Raw genomic sequence first — 15,528 nt, forward strand, 5'->3', positions numbered from 1 at the left:
TTGTTATATAACAGTGGGTTAGACTATGGATACGATTTTTGCGCTGGCAACGGCCCAAGGTCGGGCCGGTGTGGCGGTCGTGCGGATCTCGGGCCCTGATGCGGTCCAGACAGGTCGTATCCTCGCGGGGTCAATGCCTCCTCCACGCCAATGCGCGACGCGTGTTTTGCGCGACGCAGCGGGCCAGGTGCTGGACCGCGCGCTGGTCCTGAGGTTCCAGGGGCCGCAGAGCTTCACGGGTGAAGATGTGGTTGAATTCCATCTGCACGGCAGTGTGGCTGTCGTCCGGGCCGTGCTGGAGGAGCTGCGCGTGTCGGCGCGTGCGCGGCTTGCAGAACCAGGCGAGTTCACGCGAAGGGCGATGGAAAACGGCAAGGTCGATCTGGCGCAGGTCGAAGGTCTGGCGGATCTGATCGATGCCGAAACGGAGGCGCAGCGCAAGCAGGCCGTGCAGGTGTTCTCGGGTGCGCTGGGAGACCGGGTGGAGCGCTGGCGGTCGAGCCTCATCCGCGCTGCCGCACTGCTGGAAGCCACCATAGATTTTGCGGATGAAGAGGTGCCCGTCGATGTCAGCCCCGAAGTGGGGGAGCTACTCCGCAGCGTTGAGGCTGAATTGGCGGAGGAGATTTCCGGCAGTTTCGTTTCCGAGCGGATTCGCACCGGGTTCGAGGTGGCGATTGTCGGCCCGCCGAATGCCGGAAAGTCGACGCTGCTGAACCGACTGGCTGGCCGGGAAGCGGCAATCACCTCGGAGATTGCGGGAACGACGCGGGATATCATCGAGGTCCGCATGGACCTGGATGGCTTGCCGGTGACATTTCTGGATACCGCCGGGTTGCGAGAGAGCAAGGATGCCATTGAGGCGATTGGCGTGTCGCGGGGCATAGCGCGGGCCGAGACAGCGGATCTGCGGGTGTTCCTGGCATATCCGGGCGAGCAGTTGCTGATGACACCGCAACCTGATGACATCGTCGTTCAGCCGAAGGCCGATCTTCATCGAAATACTGTAGGAGGTATTTCAGGAACCACCGGATATGGTGTATCAACACTAGTTGAGCGTATTCAGGACATCCTCGCGAGGCGGGCGTCGCATGCTGGTGTGGCCACGCACGAGCGGCATCGCTCGGCGATGGAAAAGGCGCAGACCGGACTGCTCGCCGCACGCCAGATCGTTGCACATGGACCCGAGCAGTATGATATAGCTGCAGAGGAGTTGCGGCACGCGATTCGAGCGTTGGAATCGCTCGTGGGTCGGGTGGATGTCGAAAATCTTCTGGATGAGATCTTTGCAAGCTTCTGCTTGGGGAAATAGCGGAGTGTTTCACGTGAAACATTTTGATGTGATTGTCATTGGTGGTGGACATGCGGGCGTCGAGGCGGCGCATGCGTCAGCGCGGATGGGTGTGCAGACAGCGCTCGTCACACTGACAGAGGCGGGAATCGGCGTCATGTCCTGCAACCCGGCCATCGGCGGGCTCGGCAAGGGCCATCTGGTACGGGAGATTGACGCACTTGATGGCGTCATGGGTCGTGTTGCCGACAAGGCAGGTATTCAGTTTCGCCTTCTCAATCGGCGCAAGGGCCCCGCAGTCCAAGGCCCACGGGCCCAGTCTGACCGCCAGATTTACCGCACCGAGATGCTGTCTGAGATGAGATCGCAGGAGCACCTGACGATCATTTCGGGTGAGGTCATTGACTTCCGCATGAGCGGCGATCGGGTAGCTGGCGTTGTCTTGCATGATGGCAGTGAGATTTCAGCGAAATGCGTGGTTCTGACGACCGGGACGTTCTTGAGAGGCGTTATTCATATCGGAGATGTGGCCCGGTCGGGTGGACGAATGGGCGAAAAGGCCTCGGTCAAGCTGGCGGAACGGATTGATTCCCTTGAATTGCCGCTGGGCCGGCTGAAAACGGGAACACCCCCGCGCTTGGACGGAAAAGGCATCCGCTGGAACGATTTGGACGCCCAGCCCGGTGATGCGGAGCCGGTCCTGTTCTCCTTCCTCTCCGAGGGGGTTTCTGCGCGGCAGGTCTCCTGCGGGATCACGCATACAAATGAGCGGACGCACGAGATCATTCGCAAAAACCTGGACCGATCCGCCATGTATGGCGGCCATATCGAAGGAATTGGCCCTCGATACTGCCCATCCATCGAGGATAAGATCGTCCGCTTCGCGGATAAGACCTCGCATCAGATCTTCCTGGAGCCCGAGGGGTTGACGACGGATACCGTCTATCCCAACGGCATCTCGACCTCACTTCCGGAGTCGGTTCAGGAAGAGTACGTGCGATCGATCTATGGTCTTGAGGAGGCCGTCATACTCCAGCCGGGTTATGCGATCGAATATGACTATGTCGATCCGCGGGCGTTGGACGCCACGCTGGCGCTTCCTCGGGTGCCGGGCCTATATCTTGCGGGTCAGATCAACGGAACTACAGGATATGAGGAGGCCGCGGCACAGGGGCTTGTCGCGGGGCTAAATGCGGCCTTGGCCGTGCATGGCCGCGAGCCAGTCATATTCTCCCGGTCAGAAAGCTACATCGGCGTGATGATTGACGATCTGACCACCCGGGGTGTCAGCGAGCCCTACCGCATGTTCACCTCTCGAGCGGAGTTTCGGCTGTCTTTGCGGGCTGATAACGCCGATCAACGCTTGACCCCATTGGGGCTCACAATTGGTTGCGTTGGGGAACAGCGCCGGGAGAGCTTCGAGGCGAAGTCGCGGGAGCTGGAAAGCGCGCGCATGATGCTGACCGCGCAAGAGTTCACCCCCACAATGGCCGGGATGGCTGGAATCAAGGTCAACCAGGACGGTACGAAGCGGACAGCCATGCAGCTTTTGGCCTTTCCGGATGTTTCCTTTGCGCAGATTACCGCCTTGGATGCGGCTCTTTCGACGATTTCACGAGATATCCAGGCGCAGATGGAGAGAGAGGCGCTCTACGCGAACTATATTGAGCGTCAGCAGAAAGATATCGCGCTGTTGCAGAAGGATGAGGGGCACCGGATCCCGGAAGATTTCGATTATGCCGGGCTTGACGGTCTATCGAACGAGCTGACAGCCAAGCTGGATGCGGTCCGGCCGACGTCGCTCGCGCAAGCATCGCGGATCGACGGGATCACACCGGCAGCTCTGACCTTGATTTTGGCGAAGCTCCGTCAGGCTGAGCGGAGACGACGCGCGTGACAGTTCAGACTTCGGATGTTTCACGTGAAACACTGGAGAGGTTGGGCCGGTACCACGACTTGCTGCTCAAATGGTCGTCTCGGATCAATCTGATATCAAAATCCAGTACCTTCGATGTCTGGAACCGCCATATATGGGACTCGGCACAAGTGTATCGTCTGGCGGACTCTAAGATGCGCTGGGCAGATCTCGGAAGCGGCGGTGGCCTGCCGGGCGTGGTACTGGCAATCTTGACGAAAGAAAACGCGCCTGACACAACATTCACCTTGGTCGAGAGCGATGTTCGGAAGGCGACCTTCCTCAGAACCGTCATTCGTGAGCTGGATTTGAACGCAACTGTCATCGTCAGCCGAATTGAGGCTGCAACGCCTTTGGACGCTCAAGTGCTGACTGCGCGGGCCCTGGCAGATCTTTCCGATCTTTTGTCCTTCGCCCAGCGTCATCTCAGCCCAGATGGGCAGGCGCTGTTTTTGAAGGGTGAAACCTGGGAAAAAGAGGTCGAAACTGCCCGGGAATCGTGGTCTTTTGAGCTTGCGGCGCATAAAAGCAAAACCAACCCGAATGCCGCCATTCTTGAGGTGAGAGAAATCGAACGTGTCTGACTTGTCACGCCCTGAAGGCCCCAAGATCATTGCAGTTGCCAACCAGAAAGGCGGCGTCGGCAAGACCACAACAGCGATAAACCTGGCCGCAGCACTTGCGGAAGCAGGGCGGAAGGTCCTCGTGATCGACCTCGATCCTCAGGGCAACGCGTCGACAGGTCTTGGCATCGACGTCGAGGACCGCGCCTATACGACCTATGATCTGCTTCTGGAAGATGTCGATCTGAGTGAGGTGATCAGGCCAACACTGACGCCTGGGCTGATGATCGTGCCGGCCACCGTCGATCTGAGCTCGGCCGATATCGAGTTGATCGCAAATGAAAAGCGCAGCTTTTTGCTGCATGATGCGCTGCGGCAGACGGCGATGGATGCGTTTGGTTTTGAATACATCCTGATCGACTGTCCGCCGTCGCTCAATCTTCTGACGGTGAATGCGATGATCGCGGCGCATTCCGTCCTTGTCCCGTTGCAGAGCGAATTCTTCGCGCTCGAAGGGTTGTCGCAGCTGATGCTGACGATTCGCGAGGTGCGGCAAAGCGGAAATAGGGACTTGCGGATCGAAGGTATTGTGTTGACCATGTTCGACAGACGCAACAACTTGTCTTTGCAGGTCGAACAGGATGCGCGCGACAATCTGGGAGAGCTGGTGTTCAGCACCCGTATTCCACGGAACGTCCGGGTCAGCGAGGCACCGTCTTTTGCGATGCCGGTGCTGTCATATGACACCGCATCGAAGGGCGCGCAGGCGTACCGGGACCTTGCGCGGGAAGTTCTGAACAGAAACACGAAGACGGCGGCATAGGGTGGCAGATATGGCAGGTGGAGCAGATCGGAAACGCGGCTTGGGCCGAGGTCTGTCGGCCTTGATGTCGGACGTGGCCGAGACCGAGAGCGTCGTACGTGCGGGGCCTTCTGCAGCCGAGCGGCTGATCCCGATCGAACAGATTTCGCCAAACCCTGATCAACCCCGGAAGCGGTTCGCAGAAGGGGACCTCGACGATCTCACGGCGTCGATCCGTGAGAAAGGGGTAATTCAACCTCTGATTGTACGCGCCATCGGTGAAGACCGGTTCGAAATCGTCGCGGGAGAGCGGCGCTGGCGTGCAGCGCAGGCGGCAAAGCTGCATGAGTTGCCGGTGGTTGTCCGTAGCTTCACCGATGTTGAAGTGCTGGAAGTGGCGATCATCGAGAATATCCAACGTGCCGATCTCAACCCCGTTGAAGAGGCGGCGGGCTATCGGCAGTTGATGGACCGTTTTGGGCACACTCAGGAGAAGATGGCCGAAGCCTTGGGCAAGAGCCGGAGCCATATCGCAAACCTGCTGCGGCTGCTGAATCTGCCGGAAAGCGTTCTGGAGATGGTGCGCAAGGGCGATCTGAGTTCGGGGCACGCGCGGGCGCTGATCCCCGCCGACGATCCGCTGAAGCTGGCGCAGATGATCGTGAAAGGCGGGTTGTCGGTGCGTGCGACAGAAGCGCTGGTCAAGAAACAGGCGGCGTCGGACGACGAGGCGCCGGTGCAGACGAGCCGACCGATGACCGAGGCGAAGGACGCGGACACGAAGGCGTTGGAGGGCGATCTGTCGGCCGCGCTGGGTATGAAAGTGGTGCTCAGCCACAAGCCGGGCGGTGAGTCGGGTCAGATGACGGTGCATTACAAATCGCTCGACGATCTCGACGAGCTCTGCCGGGTCTTGAGCGGACGCTAGTGCCGCAACAGCTCTTCAATGACCGCGTTCAAGACCATAATACCCTGATCTGAAACACTTAATCTGCTTTCCAGAACAGTGATCAGCCCCAGTTCGCTGAGGTGATCGACAGCCTGCGGCGCAAGCGGCGCGCCGTTGAGCGCTTCGAACCGGTGCAGATCGACCCCCTCCTTCAGACGCAGGCCCATCAACAGGAATTCGCTGGCCTGATCCTGTGGTGAGAGCAGAACACGGGGCTTTTCGCTGTCAGTTTCGGCGATGGAGGACAGCCATCGCGCCGGGTTGGCGTGGCATTCCGTGGCCCACCGTTGGCCCGCGAGGGTCAGCCGCCCATGTGCGCCGGGGCCGATGCCGAGGTAATCTCCGTATCGCCAATAGATCAGATTGTGCCGAGACTGCGCGCCGTCGCGGGCGTGGTTGGACACTTCGTAGGCGGGCAGGCCGTGCGCGCCGCACAGCTCCTGGGTCATGGTGAAGAGATCGGCGCTGAGGTCTTCGTTGGGCAGGCCGCGCAGCTTGCCGGCCTTGTACCGATCGCCGAAGGCGGTGCCCTCTTCGATCGTGAGCTGGTAGAGCGACAGGTGATCGACAGCCATGGCAAGCGCGCGTTCAAGTTCGGTGCGCCAGTCCGCAATCGACTGGCCTTGCCGCGCATAGATCAGATCAAAACTCACCCGGTCGAAGCAGGCGCGCGCGATGTCGAAGGCGGCCATGGCCTCCTTCGCGGTATGCAGCCGTCCGAGCCGTTTCAGGTCGGCATCGTTCAGCGCTTGCACCCCCATCGAGATCCGATTGACCCCGGCGGCGCGAAACGCGCGGAACCGCCCGGCTTCGACCGAGCCGGGGTTTGCTTCGAGCGTGATCTCCAGATCGTTGGCGCAGGGCCAGAGCGCACGGATCTTTTCGATGATACGGGCCACCGTCGCGGGCACCATCAGGCTGGGGGTGCCGCCGCCGAAAAAGACCGCGTGCAAGACTCGGCCCGGCGTTTCGGCCGCGGCGCGGTCAAGCTCGCTAAGGTAGGCCTCGCACCAGGCGGCCTGGTCGATCTGCCGGCTGACATGGCTGTTGAAATCGCAATAGGGGCACTTCGCCTCGCAGAATGGCCAGTGCAGGTAGAGGCCGAAACCGCCGGCTTGCCAATCCTCAGCCAAAACAACCTGCGATCAGCTTCTTGAAGGCATCGGCCCGATGGCTGATCCGGTTCTTTTCGGCGGGATCCATCTCTGCGAAGGTGATGTCATAGCCGTCGGGCTGGAACATCGGGTCATAGCCATGTCCCGTACGCCCCCGTATGGGCCAGACGAGGCGGCCGGAGACCGTGCCTTCGAAAATCTCTTCATGCCCGTCGGGCCAGGCGAGGACCAGCGTGGCGCAGAACCGTGCGGAGCGTGGCTCGCGGGCCCCGCGCTGCTCCAACATCTCGTGGGTCTTGGTCATGGCCATCACAAAATCCCGGCCATTCGGCGTTTCGGCCCAATCCGCCGTGTAGACGCCCGGCTGACCGTCAAGGGCGTCGACCTCAATCCCGGAGTCATCGGCGAGCGCCGGCAGGCCGGTTGCAGCGACGGCGGCATGCGCCTTGATCCGGGCGTTTCCGATAAAACTGGTTTCGGTCTCCTCTGGCTCGGGCAACGCCAACTCGGCCGCGCCCACCACGGCGACGCCATGGGGTTCGAACAGCTGACGCATCTCGTCCAGCTTGCCCGCGTTATGCGTGGCAATCAGGATGCGCTGACCGTCGAACCGCCGGCTCACGCGGTTGCCGCTGTCTGGGCAGCGATGAGTTCGGCCACGCCTTTCTCGGCCAGATCCATCAGCGTGTTCATCTGGTCGCGCGAGTAGGTCGCCCCCTCGGCACTCATCTGCACTTCAATGAGCTGGCGCGAGCCAGTCATGATGAAATTGCCGTCCACGCCGGCCTCGGAATCTTCCGGATAGTCGAGATCCAGCACCGGCTGGCCCGCGTAGATGCCGCAGCTGATCGCCGCAACCGGATCGAGCATCGGGTCGCTGATCACGTCACCGGATTTCATCAGCTTGTTCACCGCTAGGCGCAGCGCCACCCAACCCCCTGTGATCGAGGCACAGCGGGTCCCGCCGTCGGCCTGCAGCACGTCGCAATCGACGGTGATCTGCCGTTCGCCGAGCGCCACGCGGTCGACACCGGCCCGCAGGGACCGCCCGATCAGCCGCTGGATCTCGATGGTCCGGCCGCCTTGCTTGCCGGCGCTGGCCTCGCGACGCATCCGCGTGTTCGTCGCGCGGGGCAGCATGCCGTACTCCGCCGTCACCCAACCGAGGCCCGATCCCTTGATGAAGGGAGGAACCCGGTCTTCGACCGTCGCCGTGCACAGCACATGCGTATCACCCATCCGGATCAGGGCCGAGCCTTCGGCATGTTTCGTGAAATCCGTCTCGATGGAAACGGGGCGCATCTCGTCCAGAGCTCGACCGGAGGGTCGCATGGGATATCCTTTCCTCGTGTACTCCCGGATACCGTCCCGCGGCGGCGAGATGCAAGCCCGATTGAATTCTCACCATTTCATGCTTTTATACCGCCGCAGCTAGGATCATCTTCATGAGCGACGCGTCACATATCCTTGCCGAAATGAACGACCGGTCACGGGAAGTGTTCCGGCGGGTGGTCGAAGGCTATCTGGAAGATGGCGCGCCTGTCGGTTCGCGCACCCTGACCCGCGATTTCAGCGAAAAGGTCAGCGCGGCGACGATCCGCAACGTGATGCAGGATCTGGAGTACCTCGGCCTGCTCGACAGCCCGCATGTGAGCGCCGGGCGCGTGCCCACGCAACTGGGGTTGCGCATGTTCGTGGACAGCCTGCTCGAGATCGGGAGCCCGGACGAAACCGACCGCGAGAAGATCGACGCGACCTTGGGTGAGAATGAGCAAGATGTGAGCGGCTTGCTCGACCGTGTGGGCTCGGTGCTGTCCGGCGTGACGCAGGGTGCCTCGCTTGTGCTGACCCCGAAACACGAGGCGCCCATCAAGCATATCGAATTCGTATCGCTCTCGCCTGACCGCGCGCTGGTCGTCCTGGTCTTTGGGGACGGTCACGTGGAGAACCGGCTCTTCACCCCGCCGCCCGGGCAGACGCCGAGCTCGATGCGGGAGGCTGCAAACTTCCTGAATGCGCTGATTGAAGGCAAAACCCTCAGCGAGCTGCATGCCACGATCCAGGCCGAGATCAGCATGCGGCGGCAGGAGATCGATTCGCTTGCACAGGAGCTGGTGCAAAGCGGGCTTGCCGTGTGGGAAGGCGAAGGCGATCAGATCGAGCGATTGATCGTGCGGGGCCGGGCCAATCTGTTGAGCGCGGACGGCGAAGGCGAGGATCTGGAGCGGATCCGCAGCCTCTTTGACGACCTGGAACGCAAACGGGACATCGCCGAATTTCTGGAACTTGCCGAGCAGGGCGAAGGTGTGCGCATTTTTATCGGCTCTGAGAACAAACTTTTTTCACTTTCGGGTTCCTCTCTGGTGGTTTCCCCATATATGAACGCTGATCGAAAGATCATTGGCGCGGTTGGCGTCATTGGTCCGACACGACTGAATTATGGACGCATTGTGCCGATCGTGAACTACACGGCGCAGCTGGTCGGAAAGCTGGTCTCCGACCGGAGCTAGAGGTGAACTATGGCAGAGCCCAAAAACGAAGAGTTTCTGGACGATATCGAAGACGCGGAAGCCGAGGCTTTCGCGGACGAAATGGAAGAGATTGATGACGACGCACTGGAGATCGACCAGCTGCGGGCTGAGCGCGATGATCTGAAGGACCGCTTCATGCGGGCGCTGGCCGATGCCGAGAACGCACGCAAACGGTCCGAACGGGACCGGCGCGAGGCCGAGAACTATGGCGGTGCGAAACTCTCGCGCGATATGCTTTCTGTCTACGACAATATGAAGCGCGCGCTTGAGACGATCACGGACGAGCAGAAAGACGCGAATTCCGCGCTCATCGAGGGGATCGAGCTGACGATGCGGGAGCTTCTGAGCGTCTTCAAGAAGCACGGGATCGAGATGATTGCTCCTGAGGTGGGCGACCGCTTCGATCCGCAGCAGCATCAGGCCATGTTCGAAGCGCCTGTGCCCGGCACCAAGGCCGGCGATATCATCCAGGTCGCGGCCGAAGGCTTCATGCTGCATGACCGGTTGCTGCGCCCCGCGCAGGTTGGGGTGTCCTCCACACCGGCCAGCTGAGGATTTTCTCCGCCGTTGGAATATGAGTATTTTTGGACGGGTGAAGACGCAGTCAGGATTTGGCCGCGTCTTTCAGTGTGTAGAGCGCCTCGAGCGCTTGTCGTGGGGTCAGCTCATCGGGGTGGATGTCGGCCAGAAGTGTCTCTAGTTCGGAGGTTTGTGGCGCGGCCGGTGATGGAACCGGCGCTGCGGAGAAGAGCGGCAGATCGTCGATCAGGGTTTTCTGCGTGGCGCCGCCTTCACGCTCGCCTTTCTCCAGCGCCTCAAGCACGACGCGCGCACGGGCGATGACCTGCGGAGGCAACCCCGCGAGTTGGGCCACCTGAACACCGTATGACCGGTCGGCGGCGCCTTTGCGCACCTCGTGCAGGAAGATCACCTGGCCCTCCCACTCCTTGACGGTCACGGTGGCATTCTCGACGCCGGGCAGCTTCCCGGCCAGCGCCGTCATCTCATGGTAGTGGGTGGCGAAGAGTGCGCGGCTCTTGTTCACGTCATGCAGGTGTTCCAGCGTCGCCCAGGCGATGGAGAGCCCATCGTAAGTAGCTGTGCCCCGGCCGATTTCGTCGAGGATGACCAGCGCACGATCATCTGCCTGATTGAGGATCGCGGCGGTTTCCACCATTTCGACCATGAAGGTGGACCGCCCGCGTGCGAGATCGTCGGAGGCGCCCACGCGGCTGAAAAGCTGGCTGATGAGCCCGATATGAGCGGCGTCCGCTGGGACGAAACTGCCCATCTGGGCCAGCAGGGCGATGAGCGCATTCTGCCGCAGGAAGGTTGATTTGCCCGCCATGTTGGGCCCGGTCAGTAGCCAGATGTTGGCGGCGTCTCCTTCCGCGCTGAGGTCACAGTCATTTGCGATGAAGGGTTCACCCGCACCGGTCTTGAGCGCGTGTTCCACCACAGGATGACGGCCGTTTGTCACGTGGAACGCGCGGCTGGTGTCGACCCTGGGCGCGACCCAGTTTTCCGCGACAGCGAGCGTGCCCAGCGCGCTGGCCAGATCAAGCTCGGCCAGCGCCTTGGCGGCTTGGGCGATCCTGGCGGCCTCGGTCAGGGCGGTGTTGCAGAGCTCTTCGAAGATCCGCTTTTCGATTTCCAGCGCGCGGGACCCGGCGTTGAGAATCTTAGTCTCCATTTCCGACAGCTCGACCGTCGTGAAGCGCACCTGATTGGCGGTGGTCTGGCGGTGGATGAAGGTCTCCGACAACGGAGCGGACAGCATCTTCTCCGCATGGGTCGCGGGGGTTTCGATGAAGTAGCCCAGTACGTTGTTGTGTTTGATCTTCAGAGACGAAATGCCCGTGTTAGAGACGTATTCGGCCTGCATCCGGGCAATCACGGCGCGACCTTCATCGCGCAGCTGGCGCGCTTCGTCGAGGTCCGGGTCGTGATCAGGTGCGATGAAACCACCGTCGCGGGCAAGCAGCGGTGGCTCCGCCACCAAAGCGGCGTCCAGATGGTCGATGAGGGTGTCATGGCCTTTCAGATCCGACAGCGCGTCGGCGATAAGATCAGGCAGATCCGCAGCTGAAAGCGCACCGTGGATCAAACCGGCCTGGGTCAGCCCGTTGCGGATGGCCGCCAGGTCGCGGGGGCCGCCGCGCTCCATCGAAAGCCGCGACATCGCGCGGTCGAGGTCGGGGACCTTGCGCAAGGCCTCTCGTATTCTCTCGCGCTGGGCGGTTTGCTCGACGCACCAGAACACGGCGGCCAGCCGCGCCTGTACCAGATCGAGCACGCGGGACGGGCTGGAGAGCCGCCGTTCGAGCAGCCGGGCACCGCCTGCCGTGACCGTCCGGTCGATCACCGACAGGAGGGATCCGGCGCGCCCGCCAGAGAGCGCCTGCGTTAGCTCCAGGTTCCGGCGCGTGGCGGCGTCGATCTGAACCGTGCGCGCTTCGGCTTCCTTCTGCGGCGGGCGCAGGAGCGGCAGTTTGCCTTTCTGTGTGATCTCCAGATACTGCAGGATCGCGCCCATGGCCGAGACCTCCGCACGCGAGAAACTGCCATAGGCGTCGAGCGTTTCGACGGCAAAGAGTGTGCAAAGCCGCGCCTCGCCGCCGGTGCTGTCGAAGGCGGAGCGGGCCAGCCCGGTCAGGGCGATGCCGAAATCCTCGGCGGTCTCGCGCAGGTCGGGTTCCTTGCTCTCTGACACGATCAGCTCCGAGGGCGCCAGTCGGGCGAGTTCCGGCCCCAGACGCAGATCGCTCAGCGGCATGACATGGAAGGCGCCGGTCGAGATATCGACCCAGGCCAGCGCCTGCGAATCGCGCACCTCGGCGAAGGCGGCGAGATAGTTGTGCCGCCGCGCTTCCAGAAGGCTGTCTTCGGTGAGCGTGCCGGGGGTGACGAGCCGCACGACGTCGCGCTTCACCACGGATTTGGAGCCGCGCTTCTTCGCTTCGGCCGGGCTTTCCATCTGTTCGCAGACCGCGACGCGAAAGCCTTTGCGGATCAGCGTGAGCAGATACCCTTCGGCGGCATGCACCGGCACGCCACACATGGGGATATCGGCACCATCGTGCTTTCCGCGTTTGGTCAGCGCGATGTCCAGCGCTTCGGCCGCGGCAACCGCGTCGTCAAAGAACATCTCGTAGAAATCGCCCATGCGATAGAACAGCAGTGCGTCCGCATATTCGGCTTTCAGATCGAGATATTGCGCCATCATGGGCGTGACGGTCATGGAGCCTCCCGGCAGTTTCCGCAGACCTTACAAATGCGCGCCATCGGGCGAAACCCTCAAATGCCGATGGCTTGAGGCCGGGTGCCTGCTGGGCTAGAGGTTACCCGCTCAGACCGTCAGAAAAGGCCAGACCCCATGTCGAAAACCCGTGTGACGCCCGAGGAGGCGCTGGCCTTCCACCTGGAACCGACCCCCGGCAAGTTCGAGGTGACGGCGACGGTCCCCATGACGACGCAGCGCGATCTGAGTCTGGCCTATTCGCCCGGTGTTGCCGTGCCCTGCGAGGCCATCTCGGAAGATCCAGAGACCGCCTATGACTACACCAACAAGGGCAATCTGGTCGCTGTGATTTCCAACGGCACCGCCGTTCTGGGCCTGGGGAATCTGGGCGCTCTGGCGTCGAAACCGGTGATGGAGGGCAAGGCGGTGCTCTTCAAGCGGTTCGCGGATGTGAACAGCATCGACATCGAGCTGGACACCGAAGATACGGATGCGTTTGTCGACGCGGTCAAGCTGATGGGTCCGACCTTCGGCGGTATCAACCTCGAAGACATCAAGGCGCCGGAGTGCTTCATCATCGAGCAGCGTCTGAAAGAAGAGATGGACATTCCCGTCTTCCATGACGACCAGCACGGCACGGCGGTGATCTGCGCGGCGGGTTTGCTGAATGCGTTGAAGCTCTCGAACAAGAAGATCGAGGATGTGCGCATCGTGTTGAACGGCGCAGGCGCGGCGGGCATTGCCTGTCTGGAGCTGTTGAAGGCGATGGGCGCCAAACACCAGAATTGCATCATGTGCGACACCAAGGGTGTGATCTATCAGGGCCGCACTGAGGGCATGAACCAGTGGAAGTCGGCCCATGCGGTGGCCACCGAGTTGCGCACGCTTGAAGAGGCGATGAAAGATGCGGATGTTTTTCTGGGCGTCTCGGTCAAAGGGGCCGTGACGCAGGATATGGTGGCCAGCATGGCGGATGATCCGGTGATCTTTGCGATGGCGAACCCGGACCCGGAAATTACACCGGAAGACGCGCATGAGGTCCGGCCCGACGCGATTGTGGCGACCGGGCGCAGTGACTACCCCAACCAAGTCAACAATGTGCTGGGCTTTCCCTACCTCTTCCGCGGGGCGCTCGACATCAACGCGCGGGCGATCAATGACGAGATGAAGATCGCCTGCGCCCATGCGCTGGCCAATCTCGCGCGGGAAGATGTGCCGGATGAGGTGGCGCTGGCCTATGGCAAGAACCTCAGTTTCGGGCGCGACTATATCATTCCCACGCCCTTTGATCCGCGTCTGATTCACCGGGTCCCGCCTGCCGTGGCGCGCGCGGGCATGAACACGGGCGCCGCGCGGCGACCGATCATCGACATGGAGGCCTATGAGCTCTCGCTCAAGTCCCGGATGGACCCCACAGCCAGCATCCTGCGGGGTATCAATGCACGGGCACGGGCCAATCAGGCCCGAATGATCTTTGCCGAAGGCGACGATCCGCGGGTGCTGCGCGCGGCCGTCATGTATCAGCGTGCAGGCCTTGGCAAAGCGTTGGTTGTCGGGCGGGCGGATGATGTCAAAGCAAAACTCGCGGAGGCCGGGCTCGAAGGCGCGGACCGCGAGATCGAGGTGGTGAATGCGGCCAATACGCTTCATCTGGAGACGTATAAGCAGTTTCTCTACGACCGGCTGCACCGGCGTGGTTTCGATGCGCAGGACATCCATCGCCTCGCCGCGCGCGACCGGCACGTGTTCTCGGCGCTGATGTTGCAGCATGGGCATGGCGACGGGCTGGTCACCGGGGCGACGCGCAAGTCCGCACATATTCTCGATCGCATCAACCACGTCTTCGATGCGGACAAGGATCATGGCGTTGCAGGCATCACGGCGCTGCTGCACAAGGGCCGCATTGTCTTCATCGCGGATACCATCGTGAACGAATGGCCCGATGAGGAGGATCTTGCGAACATCGCCGAACGCGCCGCCACGGTGGCGCAGAACATGGGGCTTGAGCCGCGGGTCGCTTTCGTGAGCTTCTCGACCTTCGGCTACCCCGTGTCCGAGCGGGCGGAGAAGATGGCGAAGGCTGCGGATGTGCTGGACCGGCGCGGGGTCACCTTCGAGTACGAAGGCGAAATGACGGTGGACGTGGCGTTGAACAGTCGCGCGCAGGAGGCCTATCCGTTCTCACGGCTTACCGGGCCCGCAAACATCCTGATCGTACCGGCCCGCCACTCGGCCAGTATCTCGGTCAAGCTGATGCAGGAGATGGCGGGGGCAACGGTGATCGGACCGATCCTCGCAGGCGTCGATGGATCGATCCAGATCTGCTCCACCGTGTCGACGGCCAACGACATTCTGAACATGGCCGTGCTGGCCGCCTGCAAGGTCGGCTGATCAGCTGTTCACGAAGGGGGCGTCGCTGCCCCAAAGCTCCTTGACCCGCGCATCCCGCCCGCAGGCCTCGCGGTAAGCAGTGTAGGCCGAGGCCTGGCGTTTCGGCCCGAAGCGCGTGATCACCAGCTGACGGCCCTTGTAGTAATCCTGGTGATATTCATCCGCGGGGTAGAACTCCGACGCGGCCAGGATCGGGGTCACGATCGTCTGACCCAGATCAGCCGCAGCCTTGGCCTTGGCGGCCTGCGCGGTTCTTTCCTCTGCCGAACCGCTGGTGAAAATCGCGGTGCGATAGCTTTCCCCCCGGTCGCAGAACTGCCCGCCCGCATCGGTCGGATCAACGGACCGCAAGAACAGATCGAGCAGCGCGCGGCGGCTCACGACATCGGCGTCGAAGGTGATCTGCACCGCTTCATAGTGCCCGGTGCCACCCGAGGTTACCTGTTTGTAGGTCGGGTTCGCGACAGTCCCGCCTGTGAATCCGGAGACAGCCTCCTTCACGCCGCGCACCTTTTCGAAATCCGCCTCGACGCACCAGAAGCATCCGCCGGCAACGGTGAGTGTCTGCAGAGTCTCGGCATGGGCCGTTTTGCTTTGCGCCACGAAGCCGATCACGATCATGCCGGCCAATGCGATGGATTTGAGTGTTTCCCATTTGGACATAGCGTATCTCCTTTGCCCGTAAATCTGTCGGGTCTCGGCACATCGGACAATTCACGAGCCTGCGATG

The 15,528-nt window shown here is 61.8% G+C and carries 13 protein-coding genes; 8 read left to right on the top strand and 5 right to left on the bottom strand.

Translation table 11 applies throughout. The features are described 5' to 3' along the window. Positions 1-25: 25 nt before the first annotated feature. Genes mnmE through MUB52_RS01120 form a run of 5 tightly spaced genes read left to right on the top strand, consistent with a single transcriptional unit; the run spans position 26 to position 5,499 of the window. Positions 26-1,312 carry a tRNA uridine-5-carboxymethylaminomethyl(34) synthesis GTPase MnmE gene (gene mnmE, locus MUB52_RS01100; RefSeq protein WP_263842335.1) on the top strand — a complete coding sequence of 429 codons (1,287 nt, stop codon included), beginning with the start codon at positions 26-28 and terminating at the stop codon, positions 1,310-1,312. Next, complete coding sequence (gene mnmG / locus MUB52_RS01105) at positions 1,278-3,188, top strand: tRNA uridine-5-carboxymethylaminomethyl(34) synthesis enzyme MnmG (RefSeq protein ID WP_263842668.1); 1,911 nt, start codon at positions 1,278-1,280, stop codon at positions 3,186-3,188. The genes mnmE and mnmG overlap by 35 nt, the downstream gene beginning before the upstream one ends. After that, on the top strand, positions 3,185-3,790 hold the full coding sequence (gene rsmG, locus MUB52_RS01110) for a 16S rRNA (guanine(527)-N(7))-methyltransferase RsmG (RefSeq protein WP_263842336.1): 606 nt from the start codon (positions 3,185-3,187) through the stop codon (positions 3,788-3,790). The genes mnmG and rsmG overlap by 4 nt, the downstream gene beginning before the upstream one ends. Further along, entirely contained in the window at positions 3,783-4,592 is an 810-nt protein-coding gene (locus MUB52_RS01115; protein ID WP_263842337.1) for a ParA family protein, read from the top strand. The genes rsmG and MUB52_RS01115 overlap by 8 nt, the downstream gene beginning before the upstream one ends. A 10-nt stretch (positions 4,593-4,602) precedes the next feature. Next, positions 4,603-5,499: a ParB/RepB/Spo0J family partition protein gene (locus MUB52_RS01120; RefSeq protein ID WP_263842338.1), complete on the top strand. Its 897-nt coding sequence runs from the start codon at positions 4,603-4,605 to the stop codon at positions 5,497-5,499. On the opposite strand, the gene hemW is transcribed toward MUB52_RS01120, so the two are convergent. The 3 genes from hemW to rph are packed head-to-tail and all read right to left on the bottom strand — an operon-like array spanning position 5,496 to position 7,967. Then, on the bottom strand, positions 5,496-6,653 hold the full coding sequence (hemW, locus tag MUB52_RS01125; protein WP_263842339.1) for a radical SAM family heme chaperone HemW: 1,158 nt from the start codon (positions 6,651-6,653) through the stop codon (positions 5,496-5,498). The two genes, MUB52_RS01120 and hemW, sit on opposite strands and share 4 nt — an antisense overlap. Continuing rightward, positions 6,646-7,257, bottom strand: a complete 612-nt coding sequence (rdgB, locus tag MUB52_RS01130) for an RdgB/HAM1 family non-canonical purine NTP pyrophosphatase (RefSeq protein WP_263842340.1) — start codon at positions 7,255-7,257, stop codon at positions 6,646-6,648. Before rdgB ends, hemW begins: the two co-directional genes overlap by 8 nt. Next, positions 7,254-7,967 carry a ribonuclease PH gene (rph, locus tag MUB52_RS01135; RefSeq protein ID WP_263842341.1) on the bottom strand — a complete coding sequence of 238 codons (714 nt, stop codon included), beginning with the start codon at positions 7,965-7,967 and terminating at the stop codon, positions 7,254-7,256. The genes rdgB and rph overlap by 4 nt, the downstream gene beginning before the upstream one ends. Positions 7,968-8,080: 113 nt before the next feature. Between rph and hrcA the strand changes: the two genes are divergently transcribed. Next, positions 8,081-9,145, top strand: a complete 1,065-nt coding sequence (gene hrcA, locus MUB52_RS01140; protein ID WP_263842342.1) for a heat-inducible transcriptional repressor HrcA — start codon at positions 8,081-8,083, stop codon at positions 9,143-9,145. Between the two features lie 9 nt (positions 9,146-9,154). Further along, positions 9,155-9,718 carry a nucleotide exchange factor GrpE gene (locus MUB52_RS01145; RefSeq protein WP_263842343.1) on the top strand — a complete coding sequence of 188 codons (564 nt, stop codon included), beginning with the start codon at positions 9,155-9,157 and terminating at the stop codon, positions 9,716-9,718. A 52-nt stretch (positions 9,719-9,770) separates the two neighbouring features. Here the strand turns inward: MUB52_RS01145 and mutS are convergent, their stop codons facing one another. Beyond that, positions 9,771-12,407, bottom strand: a complete 2,637-nt coding sequence (gene mutS, locus MUB52_RS01150) for a DNA mismatch repair protein MutS (RefSeq protein WP_263842344.1) — start codon at positions 12,405-12,407, stop codon at positions 9,771-9,773. Positions 12,408-12,542: 135 nt separating this feature from the next. Between mutS and MUB52_RS01155 the strand changes: the two genes are divergently transcribed. Beyond that, positions 12,543-14,798, top strand: a complete 2,256-nt coding sequence (locus MUB52_RS01155; protein ID WP_263842345.1) for an NADP-dependent malic enzyme — start codon at positions 12,543-12,545, stop codon at positions 14,796-14,798. Here the strand turns inward: MUB52_RS01155 and msrA are convergent, their stop codons facing one another. Next, positions 14,799-15,461, bottom strand: a complete 663-nt coding sequence (msrA, locus tag MUB52_RS01160; RefSeq protein WP_263842346.1) for a peptide-methionine (S)-S-oxide reductase MsrA — start codon at positions 15,459-15,461, stop codon at positions 14,799-14,801. Between the last annotated feature and the right edge of the window lie 67 nt (positions 15,462-15,528).

The organism is Roseobacter sinensis, from assembly GCF_025755255.1.
Lineage (GTDB): Bacteria > Pseudomonadota > Alphaproteobacteria > Rhodobacterales > Rhodobacteraceae > Roseobacter > Roseobacter sinensis.

Excerpts from the sequence above, each read along its gene's own strand:
- mnmE (WP_263842335.1), top strand. The coding sequence starts at position 26 with ATGGATACGATTTTTGCGCTGGCAACGGCCCAAGGTCGGGCCGGTGTG.
- mnmG (WP_263842668.1), top strand. The coding sequence starts at position 1,278 with ATGAGATCTTTGCAAGCTTCTGCTTGGGGAAATAGCGGAGTGTTTCAC.
- MUB52_RS01120 (WP_263842338.1), top strand. The coding sequence starts at position 4,603 with ATGGCAGGTGGAGCAGATCGGAAACGCGGCTTGGGCCGAGGTCTGTCG.
- rph (WP_263842341.1), bottom strand. The coding sequence starts at position 7,967 with ATGCGACCCTCCGGTCGAGCTCTGGACGAGATGCGCCCCGTTTCCATC.
- hrcA (WP_263842342.1), top strand. The coding sequence starts at position 8,081 with ATGAGCGACGCGTCACATATCCTTGCCGAAATGAACGACCGGTCACGG.
- MUB52_RS01145 (WP_263842343.1), top strand. The coding sequence starts at position 9,155 with ATGGCAGAGCCCAAAAACGAAGAGTTTCTGGACGATATCGAAGACGCG.
- mutS (WP_263842344.1), bottom strand. The coding sequence starts at position 12,407 with ATGACCGTCACGCCCATGATGGCGCAATATCTCGATCTGAAAGCCGAA.
- MUB52_RS01155 (WP_263842345.1), top strand. The coding sequence starts at position 12,543 with ATGTCGAAAACCCGTGTGACGCCCGAGGAGGCGCTGGCCTTCCACCTG.
- msrA (WP_263842346.1), bottom strand. The coding sequence starts at position 15,461 with ATGTCCAAATGGGAAACACTCAAATCCATCGCATTGGCCGGCATGATC.